The 20,805-nt window shown below is 71.6% G+C and carries 19 protein-coding genes; 12 read left to right on the forward strand and 7 right to left on the reverse strand.

The window, feature by feature from the left end; all coding sequences use genetic code 11:
* Positions 1 to 33: 33 nt before the first annotated feature.
* Entirely contained in the window at positions 34 to 570 is a 537-nt protein-coding gene (locus ACZ7L5_RS26625; protein ID WP_031476758.1) for an HNH endonuclease, read from the forward strand.
* A gap of 104 nt (positions 571 to 674) precedes the next feature.
* Here the strand turns inward: ACZ7L5_RS26625 and ACZ7L5_RS26630 are convergent, their stop codons facing one another.
* Genes ACZ7L5_RS26630 through ACZ7L5_RS26640 form a run of 3 tightly spaced genes read right to left on the reverse strand, consistent with a single transcriptional unit; the run spans position 675 to position 3,267 of the window.
* Positions 675 to 2,042, reverse strand: a complete 1,368-nt coding sequence (locus ACZ7L5_RS26630) for an ABC transporter permease (RefSeq protein WP_471519357.1) — start codon at positions 2,040 to 2,042, stop codon at positions 675 to 677.
* Positions 2,039 to 2,737: an ABC transporter ATP-binding protein gene (locus ACZ7L5_RS26635; RefSeq protein WP_471519359.1), complete on the reverse strand. Its 699-nt coding sequence runs from the start codon at positions 2,735 to 2,737 to the stop codon at positions 2,039 to 2,041. The genes ACZ7L5_RS26630 and ACZ7L5_RS26635 overlap by 4 nt, the downstream gene beginning before the upstream one ends.
* Positions 2,734 to 3,267 carry a PadR family transcriptional regulator gene (locus ACZ7L5_RS26640; RefSeq protein ID WP_471519361.1) on the reverse strand — a complete coding sequence of 178 codons (534 nt, stop codon included), beginning with the start codon at positions 3,265 to 3,267 and terminating at the stop codon, positions 2,734 to 2,736. The genes ACZ7L5_RS26635 and ACZ7L5_RS26640 overlap by 4 nt, the downstream gene beginning before the upstream one ends.
* A gap of 197 nt (positions 3,268 to 3,464) precedes the next feature.
* On the opposite strand from ACZ7L5_RS26640, the gene ACZ7L5_RS26645 reads away from it, so the two are divergent.
* The 3 genes from ACZ7L5_RS26645 (at position 3,465) to ACZ7L5_RS26655 (ending at position 6,242) form a co-directional block, all read left to right on the forward strand.
* Entirely contained in the window at positions 3,465 to 3,743 is a 279-nt protein-coding gene (locus tag ACZ7L5_RS26645) for a hypothetical protein (protein WP_471519363.1), read from the forward strand.
* Complete coding sequence (gene malQ, locus ACZ7L5_RS26650; protein WP_471519365.1) at positions 3,744 to 5,879, forward strand: 4-alpha-glucanotransferase; 2,136 nt, start codon at positions 3,744 to 3,746, stop codon at positions 5,877 to 5,879. It begins immediately after the preceding gene.
* A gap of 105 nt (positions 5,880 to 5,984) precedes the next feature.
* Positions 5,985 to 6,242, forward strand: coding sequence for a hypothetical protein (locus ACZ7L5_RS26655; protein WP_328881601.1), 258 nt, complete (start codon positions 5,985 to 5,987; stop codon positions 6,240 to 6,242).
* Between the two features lie 136 nt (positions 6,243 to 6,378).
* On the opposite strand, the gene ACZ7L5_RS26660 is transcribed toward ACZ7L5_RS26655, so the two are convergent.
* Positions 6,379 to 6,975 carry a TetR/AcrR family transcriptional regulator gene (locus tag ACZ7L5_RS26660; protein ID WP_363041168.1) on the reverse strand — a complete coding sequence of 199 codons (597 nt, stop codon included), beginning with the start codon at positions 6,973 to 6,975 and terminating at the stop codon, positions 6,379 to 6,381.
* A 155-nt stretch (positions 6,976 to 7,130) separates the two neighbouring features.
* On the opposite strand from ACZ7L5_RS26660, the gene ACZ7L5_RS26665 reads away from it, so the two are divergent.
* The 3 genes from ACZ7L5_RS26665 to ACZ7L5_RS26675 all read left to right on the forward strand — a co-directional run bounded on the left by ACZ7L5_RS26665 (position 7,131) and on the right by ACZ7L5_RS26675 (position 10,589).
* Entirely contained in the window at positions 7,131 to 8,594 is a 1,464-nt protein-coding gene (locus ACZ7L5_RS26665; RefSeq protein WP_471519368.1) for an FAD-dependent monooxygenase, read from the forward strand.
* A gap of 133 nt (positions 8,595 to 8,727) precedes the next feature.
* On the forward strand, positions 8,728 to 9,672 hold the full coding sequence (locus ACZ7L5_RS26670; protein WP_471519370.1) for a DMT family transporter: 945 nt from the start codon (positions 8,728 to 8,730) through the stop codon (positions 9,670 to 9,672).
* A 14-nt stretch (positions 9,673 to 9,686) separates the two neighbouring features.
* Positions 9,687 to 10,589 carry a LysR family transcriptional regulator gene (locus tag ACZ7L5_RS26675; RefSeq protein ID WP_471519372.1) on the forward strand — a complete coding sequence of 301 codons (903 nt, stop codon included), beginning with the start codon at positions 9,687 to 9,689 and terminating at the stop codon, positions 10,587 to 10,589.
* Positions 10,590 to 10,693: 104 nt separating this feature from the next.
* On the opposite strand, the gene pepN is transcribed toward ACZ7L5_RS26675, so the two are convergent.
* Complete coding sequence (gene pepN / locus ACZ7L5_RS26680; protein ID WP_471519374.1) at positions 10,694 to 13,303, reverse strand: aminopeptidase N; 2,610 nt, start codon at positions 13,301 to 13,303, stop codon at positions 10,694 to 10,696.
* Between the two features lie 112 nt (positions 13,304 to 13,415).
* Between pepN and ACZ7L5_RS26685 the strand changes: the two genes are divergently transcribed.
* The 3 genes from ACZ7L5_RS26685 (at position 13,416) to ACZ7L5_RS26695 (ending at position 14,522) form a co-directional block, all read left to right on the forward strand.
* The gene (locus ACZ7L5_RS26685) at positions 13,416 to 13,889 is read left to right on the forward strand and encodes a DUF1203 domain-containing protein (protein WP_471519375.1); all 474 of its coding nucleotides are present in this window, start codon (positions 13,416 to 13,418) and stop codon (positions 13,887 to 13,889) included.
* A gap of 68 nt (positions 13,890 to 13,957) precedes the next feature.
* Positions 13,958 to 14,188, forward strand: coding sequence for a ribbon-helix-helix domain-containing protein (locus tag ACZ7L5_RS26690; RefSeq protein ID WP_471519377.1), 231 nt, complete (start codon positions 13,958 to 13,960; stop codon positions 14,186 to 14,188).
* Entirely contained in the window at positions 14,175 to 14,522 is a 348-nt protein-coding gene (locus tag ACZ7L5_RS26695) for a type II toxin-antitoxin system PemK/MazF family toxin (RefSeq protein WP_362382133.1), read from the forward strand. Before ACZ7L5_RS26690 ends, ACZ7L5_RS26695 begins: the two co-directional genes overlap by 14 nt.
* Positions 14,523 to 14,597: 75 nt before the next feature.
* Here ACZ7L5_RS26695 and ACZ7L5_RS26700 read toward each other — a convergent pair whose 3' ends face one another.
* Positions 14,598 to 15,614 carry an aspartate-semialdehyde dehydrogenase gene (locus tag ACZ7L5_RS26700; protein ID WP_328881610.1) on the reverse strand — a complete coding sequence of 339 codons (1,017 nt, stop codon included), beginning with the start codon at positions 15,612 to 15,614 and terminating at the stop codon, positions 14,598 to 14,600.
* A 341-nt stretch (positions 15,615 to 15,955) separates the two neighbouring features.
* Here ACZ7L5_RS26700 and ACZ7L5_RS26705 point away from each other — a divergent pair, with 341 nt between their 5' ends.
* Together ACZ7L5_RS26705 and ACZ7L5_RS26710 are read left to right on the forward strand one after the other, a co-directional pair.
* Positions 15,956 to 16,504 (forward strand): RNA polymerase sigma factor, encoded by a 549-nt coding sequence (locus ACZ7L5_RS26705; RefSeq protein ID WP_471519380.1) that lies wholly within the window; start codon positions 15,956 to 15,958, stop codon positions 16,502 to 16,504.
* 1 nt (position 16,505) lies between these two features.
* The gene (locus ACZ7L5_RS26710) at positions 16,506 to 17,282 is read left to right on the forward strand and encodes a hypothetical protein (RefSeq protein ID WP_471519382.1); all 777 of its coding nucleotides are present in this window, start codon (positions 16,506 to 16,508) and stop codon (positions 17,280 to 17,282) included.
* 69 nt (positions 17,283 to 17,351) lie between these two features.
* On the opposite strand, the gene ACZ7L5_RS26715 is transcribed toward ACZ7L5_RS26710, so the two are convergent.
* Positions 17,352 to 20,633 (reverse strand): S8 family serine peptidase, encoded by a 3,282-nt coding sequence (locus tag ACZ7L5_RS26715; protein WP_471519384.1) that lies wholly within the window; start codon positions 20,631 to 20,633, stop codon positions 17,352 to 17,354.
* Positions 20,634 to 20,805: the final 172 nt, after the last annotated feature.

Consider the following 20,805-nt stretch of genomic DNA (forward strand, 5'->3'; position numbering starts at 1 on the left):
AGCCACGCGCCGCCGACGCCCAAGGAGGCATCCGTGCCGCATGTCCTGGTCCTCAACGCGTCGTACGAGCCGCTCGGCGTCGTACCGCTCCGCCGCGCGCTCGTCCTCGTCCTCGAGAACAAGGCCGTATGCCTCGAGGAGTCCGGCGCCTTTATGCACAGCGCAACCGTCACAGTCCCCGCACCCAGCGTGGTCCGGCTCAAGCGATTCGTCCGGGTTCCCTATCGGGGGCCCGTTCCTCTTACCCGCAGGGCGCTCTTCGCGCGCGACGGGGGCCGGTGCATGTACTGCGGTGGCGTCGCAACCAGCGTCGACCATGTCATTCCGCGCAGCCGCGGGGGCAAGCACGTCTGGGACAACGTGGTGGCGTCCTGCCGCCGCTGCAACCACGTGAAGGCCGACCGACATCTGTTCGAAATCGGCTGGCGGCTGCGCCACAAACCCGCTCCACCCACCGGTCTCGCCTGGCGCATCATCGGCACCGGGCATAGGGACCCACGCTGGCTGCCGTACTTGCAACCGTACGGCGCCGAGGACGCCATGGCCCGGATCGACGGCATCTCCGCCTGACGACCCGGGCCTTCGCATACCTGGTGTGCGGCGGCCGGCGTCCGGCCCCGAGGGTCCCCCGTGCCCCCCGGGGCCGTCCGTTCACGCGGCCGCACGGCCGTTTCTCACACGTACCGCAGTTCCGCCGGCCGCACCGTGCGCCGCAGCAACGGCAGGGACGTGGCCGCGGCCAGCAGACAGGCGGCGTAGACGGCGACCGGCACCAGGACGGGCACCAGCGGTACGCCCACGGCGGCGTCGTCGAGCATGCCGGCCCAGCCCATATGGATCGCCGTGCCGCCCGCGCCCGCCAGCAGCACCGCCGGTGCCAGCGGCAGCGCGGTCTCCAGGAGCAGCGCCCGGCCCAGCACGCCATGCGGCACGCCCGCCGCGGCCTGCGCGGCCAGTCCCCGGCGCCGGGTGACCAGCGACTCGGCGGTGCCCACGGCCAGGCCCGACAGGGTCAGCACCAGCGCGACGAGGATCGCGGCGCCGGAGAGGTCGAGGCCGGTGGTGTAGTAGGAGTCGTACTCGGCGAGATCGTCGCTGCTGTTCACGAACTGCGTCAGCACCTCGCGGATACCGACGAAGGCCGTGCCCACGACCGTCACCAGCAGCACCGCCGCATGGGTACGGGCCGCCGCCCACGGGTCGTCACGCAGCCGCTCCGCCGCGATCAGCAGCGCCGGGCGCTGGGCGCGGGCGGCGAGCGCGGTGCCCAGCCGCCCGGACGCCCAGCCCGCCAGCCACACCGCCGAGACGCCGGTCAGCAGGCTCGCGGTGAGCACCGTCAGCGGGACGAGGGCGTGGTCGAGGGAGTCGCCGTAGACCGTGGCCAGGCCGGTGAGCAGCGCCGTGGCCGCCAGCAGCCCGGTGAGCGCCACGAACGCCAGCCCCGGACCCCGCGTCGGCCGTACCCGCCGTAGCCGGCCCAGCGGTGAGGACACCACACGCCGTAGCGACAGCGCGCTCACGGCGGCGCCCAGCGCCGGGACGGTCACGGCGACCAGGGCGATGCCGAGCCATGCCAAGGGTTCGGGGGCCTGCCACACGCGCAGCAGCAGGAGGACGCAGAAGACGGTGGCCACGGCCGAGCCGGCCAGACAGGCCAGCCCCGCCTCCAGGGCCGCGATCCGCCGCACCTGGGCGGGCGCGGCCCCCGCGAGCCGCAGTGCGGCCAGGCGCCGGTCGCGGTGCACCGCGCCCACGCGGGCGCACTGCCCGAGGAACCCGAGCACCGGCACCAGCAGCATCAGCAGTGCGACGATCACGCCCTGCCGGTCGCTGGGCTGGTTGAGGAGCCCGGCACCGAAGGACACCGAGTACTGCCCGTCCAGCGCGGCGAGCGTGGCGACCGCCAGCCCGATCCCGGTCGCACCCGCCGCCCCCACCGCCGTCAGCAGGACCCGCCACCACTCCCGCCGGTCGGACCCCCGGGTGAGCAGCCAGGCCAGCCGGAGGTCGGTGCTCAGGCGGGTCCGCCGGTTCCTCATGCCGCCACCCCCAGCGGCGTCACGGTGCCGTCGGCCAGCCGTACCTCGCGGTCCGCGTACGCCGCCACCTGGGCGTCGTGCGTGATGAGCAGCACCGCCGTGCCCGACTCGCGGGCCGTGTGCGTCAGGGCCGTCATCACCTGTTCGCCCGCCAGCGAATCCAGCGCTCCGGTCGGCTCGTCCGCGAAGACGATCCTCGGGCCGGTGACCAGGGCCCGCGCCAGGGCCACCCGCTGGGCCTGGCCGCCGCTCAGCTCGCCGGGCCGCAGCTCCTCCTGCCCGCGCACCCCGAACCGCTCCAGCCACTCGCCGGCCTGCGCCTGCGCCGCTGGCCGGCGGGCACCCGCGAGCAGCAGCGGCAGCGCGACATTGTCCAGGGCCGTCAGCTCGGGGATCAGCTGCCCGAACTGGAAGACCACGCCGAACTCCGTACGCCGCAGCTCGCTCAGCCGCTGCTCGGGCAACTGGTCCAGCCGCTCCCCGTCGTACGTCACCGAGCCGGTGTCCGGGCGGACGATGCCGGACAGACAGTGCAGCAGCGTTGACTTTCCGCTTCCGCTGACGCCGGTGACGGCGAGGATCTCACCGGGCCGCAGTTCGACGGAGGCGCCGCGCAGGGCCTCGGTCCTGCCGTGCGCCTTCACGAGGTCACGGGCCGCAAGAAGCGGCACCGGGCTTCCCCCTGGGTTGCTCATACTGCGTCGACCTCCGCGGTCAGAGTGGTGAGCCGGGCCGCCGTGGTCGTCATCCAACGGAGGTCGGCGTCGAGGTGGTTGAGGGCGTAGTCAGCCGAGAGCACGGTCGCGAGATCGGAGCCCGGCGCGGTCTTGACCGCCGTGAGCTGCCGCATCCGCTCCATGTGGGCGGCACGCTGGGCGCGCAGATAGGCGTCGGGGTCGCCGCCGGACAGGATCGACACGACGACCCTGGCGAAGATCTCGTTCGTCACGAACGGCGCGGGCGGCGCGATCTCCCCGGCCCACTGGGCCAGTTCGTGTGCGCCCTGTTCCGTCGCGCGGTACATGGTCCGCTCCGGGCCGCCGTCCGAGTCGGTGCCGTCGACCTCGGCGAGTCCGTCGCGGACCAGCCGCTGCAAGGTCGTGTAGACCTGCCCGTAGGCCAGCGGACGGGCCTGCGGGAAGCGTTCGTCGTGGCGTCGCTTGAGGTCGTAGCCATGGCTCGGACCCGTGGCGAGCAGCCCCAACAGGATGTGGCGGGTGCTCATGACGAGCATTATGTACTGAGTACATGTACTGAGTGAATAGTGATCAGCAAGAAAGCCCGGGAAACCGCAGGAGCGGAACAGAATGTGCGGAACAGAATGTGATGAGAGGCACGTTGTTCGTCGGTATACGTCTGTTGCCGCGCCCGCTGGGTAGGGACGGCGGTAACCCGCACGCCGTACTCGAAGAGGAGGCCCCCGTGGCCACTGCATCGGCCCTTTCCAAACCCGAGGCGCCCAGCGAGCCCGAGATGTACGAAGGCGCCCTCACCGAACCCGAGATGTACGCCTGTATCTTCAGCTCCGAGGGCGCCTGCACCGAGGCCCCGCTGACCAGCGAACCGCCCCTGCGCGACGCCGAGCCCCTCACCAGCGAACCGCCGCTCGCGGACGCGGCACCGCTGACGAGTGAGGCAGCGACCTGGGACATGGGTATGGACATCGGTATGGACATGGACATGGACTCCACGAGGCCGTAGATGACAGGACAGCGGTCGGCCGAAGCCCCAGCCGAGGGCCCCGAGGACCTTCCCTCCGACGACCTGTCGCGGCTCGCCGAGCTGCACGGCGTCGCCACCTCCTACCAGCCGTCCGCCGACCGCACGGTCGCGGCCTCCGCCACCGCACTCACCCTCGCCCTGGCCGCCCTCGACGTCGACGCGAGCACGCCCGCGTCCGTCGGTGCCGAGCTGGCCGCGCGGGAACGCGAGCTGCGCGAGCGGCTGCTGCCGCCGACAGTGGTGTGCCGGCCCGGCGCCGAGCCCCTGGCGCCGGCCGCGCTGCCGTCCGGCACCCGGCTGCACATCGAGACCGAGCAGGGCGACACCCGCGCCGCCGTCGACCGGCTCCCCGCCGCCGACCAACTCCCGCCCGGTGTCCACCGGTTGACCGTCACCACACCGGACGGCCGTACGGCGACCAGCCACCTGGTCGTCGCCCCGCCCCGGCTGCCCACGCCCACCGCACGTTCGTACGGCCTTCTCGTCCAGCTCTACTCCCTCCTCTCCCGCCACTCCTGGGGCATGGGCGACCTGGGCGACCTCGGTGAGCTCGCCGCCTGGGCGGGCCGGGCGCTCGGCGCCGGATTCGTGCAGGTCAACCCGTTGCACGCGGCCGTACCCGGAGCCCCGACCGACCCGTCGCCCTACCGCCCGTCCTCCCGCCGCTTCCCCGACCCGGTGCATCTGCGGGTCGAGGACGTGCCCGAGTTCGCCCACGTCGAGGACCCCGAGCGCGTCCGGGCCCTGCTGGAGCGGGCCGGGCGGCTGCGGGAAGCGGTGCTGGAGAAGGGGGAGTTGATCGACCGGGACGCCGTGTGGGAGGCGAAGCGGGAGGCGCTGGAACTGGTGCGCGAGGTGCCGCTCGGGCCCGGGCGGCGGGCCGCCTACGTCGACTTCCTCGCGCAGGAAGGCCAGGCGCTGGAGGACCACGCCACGTGGTGCGCGCTGGCCGAGGTGCACGGCCCGGACTGGCGGCGGTGGCCGCAGGGGTTGCGGGACCCGCGCTCGCCCGAAACCGGCCGAGCACGGGGCGAGTTGATGGACCGGGTCGACTTCCACTGCCGGCTCGCCTGGCTCACCGACACCCAGCTGACCGCCGCCCAGCGGATCGCGCGGGAGGCGGGGATGCCGGTCGGGATCGTGCACGACCTCGCGGTCGGGGTGCATCCCGACGGCGCGGACGCCTGGGCGCAGCAGGAGTACTTCGCGGCCGGGATGTCGGTGGGCGCCCCGCCGGACGCCTTCAACGCCCGCGGCCAGGACTGGGGGCTGCCGCCCTGGCGGCCGGACCGGCTGGCCGAGTCGGGGTACGAGCCGTATCGCCGTCTGCTGCGGGCGCTCTTCCGTTACGCGGGCGCGCTGCGGATCGACCACGTCATGGGGCTGTTCCGGCTCTGGTGGGTGCCGCAGGGGCATGCGCCGACGGAGGGCACGTACGTCCGTTACGACGCCGAAGCCATGCTCGCCATCCTGGTGCTGGAGGCCTCCCGGGCCGGAGCGGTGGTGATCGGGGAGGACCTCGGCACGGTCGAGCCCGGTGTGCGGGAGGCGCTGCGCTCGCGGGGCGTGCTCGGCACCTCGGTGCTGTGGTTCGAACGGGACTGGGACGGCGACGGCCGCCCCCTGGCGCCGGAGACCTGGCGCGCCGACTGCCTCGCCACCGCCACCACGCACGACCTGCCGTCCACCGCGGCCCGCCTCACCGGCGAGCACGTCGAACTGCGCGACAGCCTCGGCCTGTTGACCCGCCCCCTGGAGCAGGAGCGCGCGGAAGCGGCGGCCGACACCGGCGAGTGGCTGGAGCTGCTGTCCCGCCTCGGGCTGACGCACGGCACGCACGGCGGGCACTGCGCCTCGGAGGAGGAGGCCGAGATCCAGGCCGTCCACCGTTTCCTGCTGCGCACCCCGGCCCGCATGGTCGGCGTCTGGCTCCCCGACGGCGTGGGCGACCGCCGCCCGCAGAACCTGCCGGGCACCTGGGACCAGTACCCGAACTGGCGGCTGCCGATCGCGGACGCCCGGGGGAGGCCGATGACGCTGGAGGAACTGGCGGCGTCGCCCCGGATGCGGGCGTTGGTGGAGGTGCTGCGGGAAGACGCACGCCGGCACGGCTGACCGGCACGGTCAGGCACTGCGGCGTCCGTCGTCCGCGGTGCCGGGTGCTCCTTACGGCACCCCCCGGACGCGCGTCCCCCGGCGGCGTTCGGTACTTTTGGCCCCGTGGACAAGAAGAACGCCCTGCGCGCCGGCGCCCTGGCTGCCGGTACGACGCTGATGATGCTGCTCATGTCGTCCCCCGCGCTCGCGCTCACGCGTGACGACGGCGACGACCCCGGTCAGGGCCTGAGCGTCATCGAGACGCTGGGCCTGTTCGTTCTGGCCCCGATCGTGCTGTTCGCGGTCATCGCGGGCCTCGTGATGGTCCTGGACCGCTCCACGGACCGCCGGCCGAAGGTGAAGGCCAAGGCGAAGGCCTGATCCGCGCGGTTCCGGCCGACCCCGCTTTTGTCGAGGGCGCCGGCCCCGTCCTGCGTACGCGCATCCGCCGTACGTACGACGAGGCCGGCGCCCTCGGTGCGTTCCCGGGCCGGTGCGGGGCCGGTGCGGGTGACTGTCACGCCGGGTACGGCGCGGTCAGATAGCGCTGCACCGTGGGCGCCAGCCAGGCCACGATCTCCTCGGGCGCCAGCGCCACGGCGGGCGGGAACCGCAGGACGTAGCGCGTGAGCGCCAGCCCGAGCAGCTGTGACGACGCCAGCGCGGCCCGCGCCGGGGCCTGCTCGGGATCGGGGCACACCCGACGGGCGACCGGCAGCAGCTGGTCCGCGAAGATGCCCTGCATGCGCTCTGCCCCGGCTTGATTGGTCGCACCGACCCGCAGCAGGGCCGTGAGCACCTCGTTCTCCTCCCACATGGCCAGGAAGTGGGTCACGAGCGCCCGGCCGACGTCGTCGCGGGACAGCGACGCCGGTTCCGGCAGCTTCAGATCGATGGCGACGGCCGCCGCGAAGAGTCCCTCCTTGTTGCCGTAGTAGCGCATCACCATCGACGGGTCGATGTTCGCGTGCTTGGCGATCGCGCGGATGGTCGCGCGCTCGTAACCGTCTGCCGCGAAGCGCTCGCGGGCCGCGTCGAGGATCGCCGTGCGCGTGGCCTCGGAGCGGCGCGGGGCGGGGGTGGGGGCGGAGTCGTCGGGGCTGCTCTGCGTCATGCCAACGAGTGTATGCCAACAATCGTATGCCAACGAGTGTAGGCCAACAAGTGTTGACATACTTGAGGGGCGGTTCTACGGTTGCCAACAAGTGTTGACCAACAAGTGTTGACCAGTAAGCGTTGACCCACAGGTGTTGGCTTCAGGAGGCCCGCATGAGCGCCACGAACGGCACCGGCTCCACCCGCCCCGTCCTCGTCGTCGGCTCCGGCCCCACCGGCCTCCTCCTCGCGGGCGACCTCGCCGCCGCAGGCGTGCGCGTCACTCTCGTCGAGCGGCGCCCGCACGGCATCAGCAACCTCTCCCGCGCCTTCGGCGTGCACGCCCGCACCCTGGAACAGCTCGACGCCCGCAACCTCGCCGACGAGCTGATCGCCACCGGCAGCACCATCACCGAGCTGCGCCTGTTCCGCCGCCTCTCCCTCGACCTGGGCACGCTGCCGTCGCGCTTCCCGTTCCTGCTCATCACCCCGCAGTACGAGGTGGAGCGGCTGCTGGAGCGGCGGGCGCGCGAGCTCGGGGTCGAGTTCCTCTTCGAGAGCGAGGTCGTGGGGCTGCGGCAGGACGACGACGGGGTCGACCTCGATGTACGCGGTCCTGACGGGGCGGTCGTCACGCACCGCGCGGCTTACGTCGTCGGCGCGGACGGCCACCGAAGCGCCGTACGCCAGGCGATCGGCCTGCCCTTCCCCGGGGTCTCCGTCATCAAGTCCCTGTTCCTGGCGGACGTCCGGCTCGCCGAGCGGCCCGCGAGCGTGCTCACCGTCAACGGCGCCGGCGACTCCTTCGCGATGATCGCGTCCTTCGGCGACGGCTGGTACCGCGTCATGGGCTGGAACCGCCGCCACGAGGTCCCCGACGACGTTGCGCTCGACCTCGCCGAGGTCAAGGAGGTCACCCGCCGCGCCCTCGGCACCGACTACGGCATGCATGACGCGCGCTGGCTGTCCCGCTTCCACAGCGACGAGCGGCAGGCGCCGCGGTACCGGGTCGGGCGGGTCTTCCTCGCCGGCGACGCCGCGCACGTCCACTCGCCGGCCGGCGGGCAGGGCATGAACACCGGCCTGCAGGACGCGGCCAACCTCGGCTGGAAACTCGCCGCGGTCATCAACGGCCACCGGCCCATGTGCCTGCTGGACACCTACCAGGCCGAACGTCACCCCGTCGGCAAGGCGGTGCTGCGCAGCAGCGGCGGGCTGGTCCGGCTGGCCCGGGCGCAGAGCCCGGCACTGCGTGCCGTACGGGCCCTGTTCTCCGCCTTCGTCAACGCCGCCCGGCCTGCCCGGACGAAGGCCCTGGCCCAGATCTCCGGCATCGGGTACCAGTACGCCGCCCCGCGCGGCTCCCACCGCCTGGCCGGCTCCCGCGTCCCGGATGTGGCCTTGGGGAGCGGCCGCCTGTACGAGGCTCTGCGGGGTGGGCGGTTCGTGCTGATCCTCCCGCGGGGCGGGGAGGTGCCCGAGGTGCGGAGCGGCCGTAAGGACCGGCTCACCGTGGCGCGTTGGGCGAGCGACCGCCGTACGGCCATGCTGGTGCGACCGGACGGGTACGTGGCGTGGGCGGCGGACGGCACCCACGCGGGGGCGGTCGAGGCGGCGGTCGCCGGGCACGTGGGGTGAGCGGAGCCCTCGCGCGACCCGCTGTACCTTTCAGTTCTCCTGAAAGAAATGGTCGAAAAGTTTCGATGGACGTGACGGGTGGCGCGCTGCGACGGTGGACCCGTCATCGTCACCGCCCATCGAAAGGACCTCTGTGCCCGCAGTCCTGAAGCGGACCGCCCGTACGACATCCCCTTCCGCATTCCCTTCCACCACCCCGACCCCGAGGACGGCCGCCGCCCTCGGGGTCGCGCTCGCCGCTCTCGCCACAGTCGTCTGGTCCGGCAGCTTCGTCACCTCACGGGCGCTGCACGACAGCGTGCCGCCGGTGCAGCACGCGTTCTGGCGGTGGCTGGTGGCGTTGGTCGCGGTGGCTCCGTTCGGCGCCCGGCAGGCCTGGCGGCAGCGGAAGCTGATCCGCCGGCACCTCGGCTACGTGCTCCTCGCCTCGCTGCTCGGCGTCAGCACCTACAACACCCTCGTCAACCAGGCCGGGTTGACCACTCCCGCCGCCAACATGGGCATGATCATGGCTGCTTCGCCGGTGCTGATGGCGGTGTCCGAGCGGGCCGCGGGGGTACGGCTCGGTGCGCGCCGGGTGGTGGGGCTGCTGGTGGCCTGTGCGGGGGTCGTGCTGCTGATCGGCAGTGGTGCGGGCGGGGCGGGGTTCTCGGCCGGGGATCTGTGGATGGTGGCAGCTGCCTGCTGTTTCGGGTCGTACAGCGGCCTGTTGCGGCGGCGGCCGGCCGAACTGGGCGGTGCGGCCTTCCTGTTCACGACGTTCCTGGTGGGTACCGCCCTGCTGGTGCCCGCGCAGGGGGCGAGCCTGGCGGTGCAGGGCGGTTTCGAGCCCACCCCCGGCACGGTCCTGCCGATCCTCTACGTGGGGGTCGCCTCCTCCGCCGTCGCCTTCTTCGCCTGGAACCGGGCGATCGCCCTGGTCGGCCCGAGCCGTGCCGGGGTCGTCTACTACCTCCAGCCGGTGTGCGTGGCCCTGCTGTCCTGGGCGGTCCTCGGCGAGGCGACCGGCTGGACACAGGTGCTGTGCATGGGGCTGATCCTCGGCGGAGTCGTCCTGGGGGCGGCAGCGCGGCGGTGACGTAGGTTGCCGCCATGGTCGAGTGGGACATCCGGAAGCTGCAGATCCTGCGGACCCTGCGGGAGCGGGGCACCGTGACGGCGACGGCCGAGGCGCTGCGCATGACGCCGTCGGCGGTGTCGCAGCAGCTGACGAATCTGGCCAGGCAGGTCGGGGTGCCGTTGCTGGAGGCACAGGGCCGGCGAGTGCGGCTGACGGACGCGGCCCGGCTGGTGCTGCGGCACGCCGAGGCCGTGTTCGAGCAACTGGAGCGGGCGGACGCCGAGTTGGCGGCGTATGTGCACGGTGAGGTCGGGGAGGTGCGGGTGGGCGCCTTCTCCACGGCCGTGCCGGCGCTGGTCGTACCGGCTGTGCGGGCATTGCGGGAGACGCATCCCGGGGTGACCGTACGGGTGCGCGAGGCCGAGGCGCAGGAGGCGTACGAGCTGCTGGCCGGCGGGGAGGTGGACCTCGCCCTGTCGCTCGCGGCGCAGGCGCCGACGGTGGGCGACGTGCGCTTCACCAGGGTGCCGCTGCTCGCGGACCCGCTGGACGTCGCCCTGCCCCGGGGCCACCGGCTGGCGCGGGCCGAGGAGGTGCGGCTCGCCGATCTCGCCGCGGAGGAGTGGATCTTCGGGGGAAGCGGGCCGTGGTCGGACATCACGCGCGGGGCGTGTGAGGCGGCCGGGTTCAGCCCCAGGCAGGGGCACTCCGCCGCCGGGTGGACGGCGATCCTGGCCATGGTGGAGGCGGGGATGGGGGTGGCGCTGGTGCCGCGGATGGCCGCGGTGGCCAGGGGCGGGGTCGTGATGCGGGAGGTGGGGGAGCAGCGGCCGGTGCGGCATGTGGTGGCCGCGGTGCGCAGGGGGAGCGAGTCGGGGGCTGCGGTGGGGAGGGTGCTGTCGGCTCTGGAGGCCGTCGCCGCGGGGCTTGGTTGAGGGGCGGCTCGTGGCGGGACGTTCGCGGCAAGCTCAACGGGACGAACAGGGGGCGCCCGGTGTTGCACCGGGCGCCCCCTGGGGCGTACGTACGACGACGGTTACTACTCCGCCGCTGCGTCCGCGGCCTGCGCCTTCAGCGCACGCTCAACGCCCGCCCGGGACTCGGAGATCAGGCGTCGCAGGGCCGCGTTCGGCTCGGCCGAGGTCAGCCAGGCGTCCGTCTTGCGGAGGGTGTCCTCGGAGACCTGGATCGTCGGGTAGAGGCCGATGGCGATCTGCTGGGCGATCTCGTGGGAACGGGCGTCCCAGATGTCCTTCACCACCTCGAAGAACGTGTCCGCGTAGGGGGCCAGCAGCTCGCGCTGGTCGGTCTGGACGAAGCCGCCGATGACCGCTTCCTGGAGGGCGTTCGGCAGCTTGTCGGAGTCGATGACCGACGACCAGGCCTCGGCCTTGGCCTCCGCGGTCGGGCGGGCTGCACGAGCCGTGACGGCGTGGCGCTCGCCGGCGGCCGTCTTGTCCCGCTCGTACTCGCCCGCGATCTCCGCCTCGTCGAAGCGGCCCACGGCCGCCAGGCGCTGGACGAACGCCCAGCGCAGCTCCGTGTCGACGGCCAGCCCCTCGATCGTCTGGGAGCCGTCGAGCAGGCCCTCCAGCAGGTCGAGCTGCTCCGGCGTACGGGCCGTGGCCGCGAACGCCCGTGCCCACGCCAGCTGGTGGTCGCTGCCGGCCTCGGCGGCACGCAGATGGGCCAGCGTGGCGTCGGTCCAGCGGGTCAGCAGGGCCTCGCGGGTGCCCGGGGCCGCGTACAGCTCGATCGCCAGCTTCACCTGGCGCTGCAGCGACTGCACGACACCGATGTCGGACTCCTTGCCGATGCCCGACAGGACAAGGGAGAGGTAGTCGCGGGTGGCGAGCTCGGCGTCGCGCGTCATGTCCCAGGACGACGCCCAGCACAGGGCCCGCGGGAGGGAGGCGTCGAAGTCGCCGAGGTGGTCCGTCACGAACGCGAGGGACTCCTCGTCCAGGCGGACCTTCGCGTACGACAGGTCGTCGTCGTTGAGGAGGACCACGTCCGGACGGCGGGTGCCCGACAGCTGCGGCACGGCGGTGAGTTCGCCGTCCACGTCCAGTTCGAGGCGCTCGTCGCGCACCAGCTTGCCGGAGCCGGCGTCCAGGTTGTACAGGCCCACCGCGATGCGGTGCGGGCGCAGCGTGGGCTCGCCCTTGGCGCCGGGGGGCAGCGCCGGGGCCTCCTGGCGGATGGCGAAGGACGTGATCACACCGGCGGTGTCCGTCTCGATCTCGGGACGCAGGATGTTGATGCCCGCCGTCTGCAGCCACTGCTTCGACCAGGCCTTCAGGTCGCGGCCGGAGGTCTCCTCCAGGGCGCCCAGCAGGTCGGACAGGCGCGTGTTGCCGAACGCGTGCCGCTTGAAGTACGCCTGGACGCCGCGGAAGAACTCGTCCTGTCCGACGTACGCCACGAGCTGCTTGAGGACCGAGGCGCCCTTGGCGTAGGTGATGCCGTCGAAGTTGACGAGCACGTCGTCCAGGTCGCGGATCTCCGCCATGATCGGGTGCGTCGACGGCAGCTGGTCCTGGCGGTACGCCCACGTCTTCATCTGGTTGGCGAACGTCGTCCACGCCTGCGGCCAGCGCGACTCGGGGGCGTGCGCCTGGCAGGCGATGGAGGTGTAGGTGGCGAACGACTCGTTCAGCCACAGGTCGTTCCACCACTCCATGGTGACCAGGTCGCCGAACCACATGTGGGCCAGCTCGTGCAGGATGGTCTCCGCGCGCCCCTCGTACGCCGCGCCCGTCACCTTGGACCGGAAGACGTACTGGTCGCGGATGGTCACCGCGCCCGCGTTCTCCATCGCGCCCGCGTTGAACTCCGGCACGAACAGCTGGTCGTACTTCTTGAACGGGTACGCGTAGTCGAACTTCTCCTGGAACCAGTCGAAGCCCTGCCGGGTCACTTCGAAGATCGCGTCCGAGTCGAGGTACTCGGCGAGCGAGGGGCGGCAGTAGATGCCGAGCGGGACGGACTGGCCGTCCTTCTCGTAGACGCTGTGCACGGAGTGGTACGGGCCGACGATGAGCGCCGTGATGTACGTCGAGATACGCGGCGTCGGCTCGAAGGACCAGACGTTGTCCTGGGGCTCCGGGGTGGGCGAGTTGGAGATTACCGTCCAGCCCTCGGGGGCCTTCACGGTGAACTGGAAGGTGGCCTTCAGGTCGGGCTGCTCGAAGGAAGCGAAGACGCGGCGGGCGTCCGGGACCTCGAACTGGGTGTACAGGTACGCCTGCTGGTCGACCGGGTCGACGAACCGGTGCAGGCCCTCGCCGGTGTTGGTGTACGCGCAGTCGGCGACGACCCGCAGGACGTTGCGACCCTCCAGCAGGCCGGACAGTGCGATGCGGGAGTCCTTGAAGACCTCGTCCGCGTCGAGCGCGTCGCCGTTGAGAGTCACCTCGTGGACGGCCGGGGCCACGAGGTCGATGAAGGAGTCGGCGCCTCCCCCACTCTCGGCTTCGCTCGAGCGGGAGGTGCCCCCATCCGCGACATCGAAGCGCACCGTGGTCACGGACCTGTAGGTACCGCCCTCCTGCGCGCCGGAGAGGTCGAGATCGATCTCGTACGAGTCAACGGTCAGCAGCTTCGCCCGCTGCTGCGCCTCTTCGCGAGTCAGGTTTGTGCCAGGCACGCGGTCATCTCCTCGATATGTGTGGGTTCGGTCATCCTTCCATGGGACCTGCACGGAGCGCGATGTCCGTTTACCGCCGGTGGGCGGGGCGCACACGCGTGACGCTGGGGGCATGACGACCTATCTGGCACACCCCATCGATCCGACGGCCCTGAAGGAGCTTCGCTCTGCTGACGACGCGGGACGCCGGACGGTTCCCGTGACCGACGAGGAAGGCGGGGCGCCCCTGCGCTGCTGCCTGCGCCGCAGCGCCCCCGGCGAGCGAATCGCCCTCGTCTCGTACGCCCCGCAGCGGCGCCGGGCGGCGGAGCACGGGGTCGATCCCGGGGCCTACGACGAGCAGGGGCCGGTGTTCATCCACGCCGAGGAGTGCGCGGGTCCGGACGGGGACGCGCTGCCCTTCGCCAACGCCCACCGGACCGTCCGCCGCTACTCGGGCGACGGGCGGATCGTCGGGGGACGGCTGGTGGAGCCGGGGGACTTCGAGGCGGCGTTCGCGGAGGCGTTCGCCGACTCCGAGGTGGCGTTCGTTCATGTCCGGGCCGTGGAGTACGGGTGCTTCCTCTATGAGGTGCGCAAGGGGTAGGTACTGAAGTAGTACTCCTGGTAGTACTAGTGGTAGCAACATTTATCACCACTTGCTATGCTCAGGGTATGAAGATCAGTGTGAGTCTTCCCCAGGAGGATGTTGCGTTCGTCGACGAGTACGTCGCGAGGAAATCGGCGGACTCCCGGTCCGCGGTGATTCACGACGCCATCGAGCTGCTGCGACGGGCTCACCTGGAGCAGGAGTACACGGAGGCGTTCGCCGAGTGGGACGGCAGCGAGGACGCCGGGTTCTGGGACCAGTTCTCGGGGGACGGGCTGACCGATGAAGCGCGGTGACATCTACCTCGTCGACTACGAGCCGGTGCGCGGCAGCGAGGCCAACAAGGCACGTCCGGCGGTGATCGTCTCGAACGACGGTGCCAACGCGGCGGTGCAGCGCACCGGGCGAGGCGTCGTGACCCTGGTTCCCCTGACCACGAACACCTCCCGCGTCTTCCCGTTCCAGGTGCTGCTTCCCGCGGGTGAGGGCGGCCTCCTCAAGGACTCCAAGGTGCAGTGCGAGCAGGTCCGCGCCCTGGCCGGGGAGCGACTGCTGCGGCAGATCGGGGCGGTACCCCGTCAGCGCATGGCCCAGATCGATGCGGCACTCCGACTGCATCTGGAGCTCTGAGCACAGCGTCCGAGCGCAGCGAGAGGGGCGCCCACCGTCCACCGGTGGGCGCCCCTCTCGACGTAGAACCGGGCGTCAGCCCTTCAGCTCCGCCGCCACCAGCTCCGCGATCTGCACCGCGTTCAGCGCGGCGCCCTTGCGGAGGTTGTCGTTGGAGAGGAAGAGGGCGAGACCGTGCTCGACCGTCTCGTCGGCACGGATGCGGCCGACGAACGACGGGTCCTGGCCGGCCGCCTGCAGCGGGGTCGGGACGTCGGAGAGGGCGACGCCGGGGGCGCCGGCCAGCAGCTCCTTGGCGCGCTCCACGCTGATCGGGCGGGCGAAGCGGGCGTTGACCTGGAGGGAGTGACCGGAGAAGACCGGGACACGCACGCAGGTGCCGGAGACCTTCAGCTCCGGGGCCTCAAGGATCTTGCGGGACTCGTGACGGAGCTTCTGCTCCTCGTCGGTCTCGTGCAGACCGTCGTCGACGATCGAACCGGCCAGCGGCAGGACGTTGTACGCGATCGGCGCGACGTACTTGTGCGGCTCGGGGAACTCCGCCGCCGAGCCGTCGTGGGTCAGCTTGGGCGCGTCGTCGCCGACCTTCTTGACCTGCTCGAACAGCTCGTCGACGCCGGCCAGACCCGAGCCCGACACCGCCTGGTACGTGGCGACGACCAGCGCCTCGAGGCCGGCCTCGGCGTGCAGCGGCTTCAGCACCGGCATCGCGGCCATCGTCGTGCAGTTCGGGTTGGCGATGATGCCCTTGGGGCGGTCGGTGATCGCGTGCGGGTTCACCTCGGAGACGACCAGCGGGACCTCGGGGTCGCGCCGCCAGGCCGAGGAGTTGTCGATCACGACGGCACCCTGCGAGGCCACCTTCGGGGCGAGGGCCTTCGAGGTCGAGCCGCCCGCCGAGAACAGGACGATGTCCAGGCCGGTGTAGTCGGCCGTCGACGCGTCCTCCACGGTCACGCCGTCGAGCACCGAGCCTGCCGAGCGGGCCGAGGCGAACAGGCGCAGCTCGGTGACCGGGAAGTCGCGCTCCTTGAGGATCCTGCGCATGACCGTGCCGACCTGACCGGTGGCTCCGACGATTCCGACCCTCACGGCGACTCCTTCTACGTGGCTTGTCTGTGACTGCTGCATGGCCGAGGCGTTTCCATCATGCGGTCAGCCTCGGCCCGCCTGTCCAATTGTTTGGCATGGATGACCGGCCAATGGGACGCGACGGGCACCGGGTGCGGCACCGGTCCTACGGCTCACGCCCATGCTGAGCTGGAGAAATTCGTCCTACGGCCGCCCGGCGCCGCAAGCTCGCCTGCCCACCGGCGACCGGGCTACGCGGCGGTGTGACGTACAACTCCGTCCGGCGCCGAAAAATTGCCGGGCAGCCGGCCGAACGTTTTGGCGCACCACGGCGTCAAAGTCACCACACGGGGAGGGGAGGGGTGGCTGTGCTGCGCAGAAGGGCCCGCCGCGACCAGGGGGGCGGTGCCGTCCGGGACGTACCGGACGATCCGCTGGACGCGGCCCAGGAACGCCGGGTGCGGGCCGTGCTCGCACTGGGCGGAGTGCCGCAGACGGACCTGCCGGACGGGGTGCAGCAGGTCCGTCTGCGGCTGCTGGAGCGGGCCGCCAGCGGCCGCGAGGCGCCGCGGGACGTGTCGGCGTGGGCGGCGGTCGTCGCCTCCAACCTCGCCATGGACTGGCACCGGGCCAAGAAGCGCCAGGAGCGGCTCGGGGAGCGGCTCGCCTCCCTGCGCCAGCTCGAACACCCCTCCGGCGAGGACACCAGCCTGCTCTCCCTCGCCGTCGCCCGGGGCCTGGACGAACTGCCCGACACCCAGCGTCAGGTCCTGGTCCTGCGCTTCTACGGTGACCTGCCGGTCCGTGACATCGCCGAGGAGCTCGGCATCCCGGAGGGCACGGTCAAGAGCAGGCTGCACACGGCGGTACGGGCTCTGCGCGCCCGCCTGCACGAGGACGAGGTGGTGTGACGTGACCGCCGAGAACGAAGACCGCACCGGTCGCGACGGCTACGACGACGGCCGCGGCGGTGTCGACGCCCTGATGGCCGCGATCACCGGCGACCCGCTCACCGACGAGGCCCGCGCGGACGCCGCCTTCATGGCGGAGCAGCGGTCCGCGGCGGCCGATGTGGCGCTGCTGCGCGAGCAGTTGGGGATCATCGGGCACGCCCTCGCCGAGCCGGTGCCCCCGGCACCGGCGCCCGAGTACGCGCCGGCACCTGCCCCCGTACGACAGCCCTCCCGCACCCGGCGCCGCGTGGTCACCGTCGCCCTCGGCAGCCTCGCCGTGGCCGCCGCCGCGTCCGTGCTGGCCGGCATGGGCTGGCTGCTGACCCAGGCCGGGGGCGGCGACACCGCGAGCTCGGGAGCGGACTCCGGCAGCGCCGCGAAGGACGAGGCCTCCGCTGACGCCGACTCCGCCTTCGGCAGCCCCCGCTACCTCGCCTGTTCCCGTGTGGTGGCCGAGGGGAGGGCCACCTCCGTCGAACAGCTCGCCGGTACGGGGTCGGTCCGTGTCACCCTGCACATGACCCGCTACTACAAGCCGGACAAGGGCGAGCAGGAGCTGGCCTTCGTGGTCGACGAGAACCTCGTACCGGGCCTGCGCGAGGGCGACCAGGTGCTCATCGGCATCCCGCAGGGCGCCCTCCAGCCCGACTTCTGGGCCGTCGGCGAGAAGAACATCGTCCCCGAACGGGCCTGGATCACCGGGTCGCTGGCGGAGTCGCGGGGACTCACCTGCTGACGACGAAGGGCGGGCGCCCGAACCGGACGCCCGCCCTCACCGCCACTGCGGCGGAGCCGTACTACGCCACTACGGCGTGACCTTCTCGATCTTCACGTTGCCCAGGCCCGCGACCGTGCCACGGGTGTTGAGCAGCTGGACCTGACCGAAGAACTCACGGCCCTCCGGCGCGGGCGCCAGCGCGGTGACGCTGCCGCCGACCGTGGCCGTGGCACCCGTACCGAGCTTCACCGGCGACCCGTCCACCGTGACGGTGCCGAGCGCGGCGGAGAAGAACACGTCCAGGTAGTCGTACGCCGTCGAACCGCTCGGCACCGAGTAGCCGATGACCTCGATGCTGTACTTCCCGGCGGCCGGCTTCGCGATCGAGACCGACTCCTCCGAGTCGCCGTCGGCGGAGCTGCCGACCTCGGTGCCGGCCGCGTCGTAGACGGTCAGGTCGAGGTCCGCGGCAGCGTCGGAGACGTTGCCGATGGAGACGTCGAGCGAGGTGGCGCCCTCGGGCACCTCGACCGTGGTGGTCTGCGTGGCGCCCTCGGCGATGGTCGGACGGGCCGCCTTCGACGAGCCGAGCGGGCCGCCGGCCAGCTTGCCGTCGATCGCTGCGTACTTGTTGGTCACCTTCCAGGAGGCGGCGGCCGGGGTGCCGACCTTGGCCTCGGGGACGGTCACGGTCTCCGGGTCGAAGGCCGCGCCGAGGACGGTGACGTCCAGCTTGAACGGATTGTCGAGCAGCGGCGACGTACGGCGCGCCTCGACCTCGATCTCCCAGACGCCGGCCTGCGGGTCGGCGTAGGAACGCACGTCCGGCTTGCAGCCGTTGCCGTCGAGGTAGTTGTTGTAGCAGTACGGGGTGCCGGTGTTGTCCGACGGGGTGCCGTACGGGTGGATGGCGATGAACCGGGTCTGGCTCTTGTCCTTGAGCCCGCCGATCGCGACCTCCAGCGACTTCGCGCCCTCGGGGACGGTCACGAAGTACGACTTGGTGCTGTTGCGCTGCGTCGAACCGGCCGCCGAGTAGGTGTACTTGACCGGCGCCGAGACCACGACCGTGTTGAGGACCAGCTTGTCGATGCCCTCGGTGCGCGGGTCGTCGACCTCCAGGATCGCGCTCTTGATGCCCGCCGAGGAGGACTTCGCGGCGACCTTGACGGTGACCGGCTTGTTCAGGCCGAGGCTGATCTCGTCGGAGCCGACGATCTTGAAGGTGCCCCCGGCGTTGTTCTCGAAGTGCAGCTCGTGCCGGATCGCCTTGTCCGCGCCGGACGTACGGGTGATCGTGACGTCGTACGTCTTCTTCTGCCCGGCCTTGAGGCCGCCCTCGCGGTCGTAGACGCCCGTGCCGAAGCCCGGGGTCTTCAGGAACTGGTCGATCGCGGTGTCGACCGGTGCCTTCACCGTGTACTCGTGGGCGGTCGCGCCGTCACGGATGGAGTCCCAGGCGTCGGGGACGTTGATGAGGCCGGCCCCCTCCTCGTACGCCTGAACACCCTTGATGTGGTCGGCGGTCGAGGTCAGCGCGGTGCGCAGCTTCGCCGGGGTGAGGGCGATGCCCTTCTGCTTGGCGGCCGACAGCAGCAGCGCGGACGCGCCCGCGGCCTGCGGGGACGCCATCGAGGTGCCCTGGAGCATGCCGTAGCCGGCCGGGAGGGTGTAGCCCGCCTCGGCGACCGGTGCGCCCGGCAGCCACGTCTGGATGGTGTTGATCGCGGCACCCGGCGCCGACAGCGTCGGGGTGAAGCCGCCGTCCTCACGCGGACCGCGCGAGGAGAACGGCATCATCGCGTACTTCTTCTCCACGACCGAGCCGTAGTTGGCGGCCCAGGTCTGACGGGAGACGGTCGCGCCGACCGAGATGACCTTGGCGGCCAGCGCCGGGTCACCGATGGTGTTCGCGCCGGGGCCGGAGTTGCCGGCCGAGATCACGAGCTGGACGCCGTAGGTGTCGATCAGGCGCGTGTACAGCTCGGCGCGGGCGTTGTTGCCGTCGTTGAGCGCCGGCAGACCGCCGATGGACATGTTGACGATGTCGACGCCACGGTTGACGACGAGGTCGATCATGCCCTCGGTGAGCGCGACGTTGGTGCAGCCGCCGGTCCAGGTGCAGGCACGGGACGCGACGAGCTTGGCGCCGGGGGCCTGGCCGTTCATCTTCCCGCCGAACAGGCCGTTCGCGGCGGTGATGCCGGCGACGTGGGTGCCGTGCTCGGACTCGATGACGCCGATGTTGACGAAGTCGCGCTTCTGGCCGACCCAGTCGCCGCCCAGCGGGTCCATCGGCACGTCCTTGCGGATCTGCACGACGAACGGCTGCCGCTCGGCGACGTCGGTGGCCGGGTTGTCGGTGCCGAAGTACCCGATCTGGAAGCCGTCCTTGTACGGCTTCATCGGGGTGTCGTCACCGAAGTCGTTGTTGTTGTTGAGGTCGACCCGGACCGTGCCGTTCGCGGCGTCGTAGAGCACGCCCCACGAGTCCGTCTTGTCGCCGTCACGGTTGGCGTCGCCCGCCGCGTCGCCGCCGGTGGTGTACGACTCCAGGAAGGTGCTGACCTGGTAGGAACCGGCCGGTGCGGTCCAGGTCTTGCCGCTGTAGCTGAACGTGGGCCCGGAGACGGAGGTCACCATCGGGCGCCAGGTGCGGTCGTTGTCGACGAGCGGGTCGGTGGCGGTGACCCAGTCGACGATCTTGCGCTCGCCGGTGGTGGTCTTCTGCAGCGCCGGGTGGGCGAGGTCGATGCCGCTGTCGAGGATGCCGATGGTGATGCCGCGGCCGTCCGCCTTCGGGTTCTTCTTCACGAAGTCGACGGAGCCCGTCTCGAAGGACGGGTTGTACGGGTTCTCGGCCGGGGTGCTCTTCGACGGGGCCGAGTAGGAGGTGGCGGCGGCCGTCGACTTCTTCGTGTCGACGGCGGGGTCGTCCAGGGGTATCTCCTCGCGCAGGTCGATGCCGTGCACCGAGGAGAGCTTCGTCGCCGCGGCGATGGCCGAGTCGGCCTTGCCGGTGGGGACGGTCGCGCGGACATAGCCGAGCTTGTCGTAGGTACGGCCCACAGAGCCGACCGCGTCCAGCTGCTCGGCGACCTTCTCGGTCTGGCCGGGCGCGGTCGCGATCATCATCGTGACGTTCTTGTCGCCGTCGGACTTCGCCTCGGCGAGCAGGTCGGCGTCGTCCGAACCGAGCTTGTCGTGCGCGGACTTGACGCTCGGGTCCGCGGCGGGCGCGGGGTCCCCGGCCATGGCCATGGGTATCGGCCCGGCTGCGGACAGCGCGGCGACGAGACCTGCGGCCACGGCTATGCGGGCCGCGCGTCTCGCGCCCGGCTTGGGTTCGCGCTGGGGGGTGAGGGTCATCGGCATCCCTTGTAGGTAAAGGAGCATGGGCCGTCCGGTATGTGAACCCGGACGACCGCACAGCCTTACGCAAGGGAAGGATGTTTGGGAAGAGTTGACCCAATCGCAATGGAGGAATGGGGGAAACCCCCTGTTCATTTGGGATGCAAGGGTCTTAAGCGGCAAGTCGCCC

Source organism: Streptomyces sp. NPDC107528 (genome assembly GCF_055639295.1).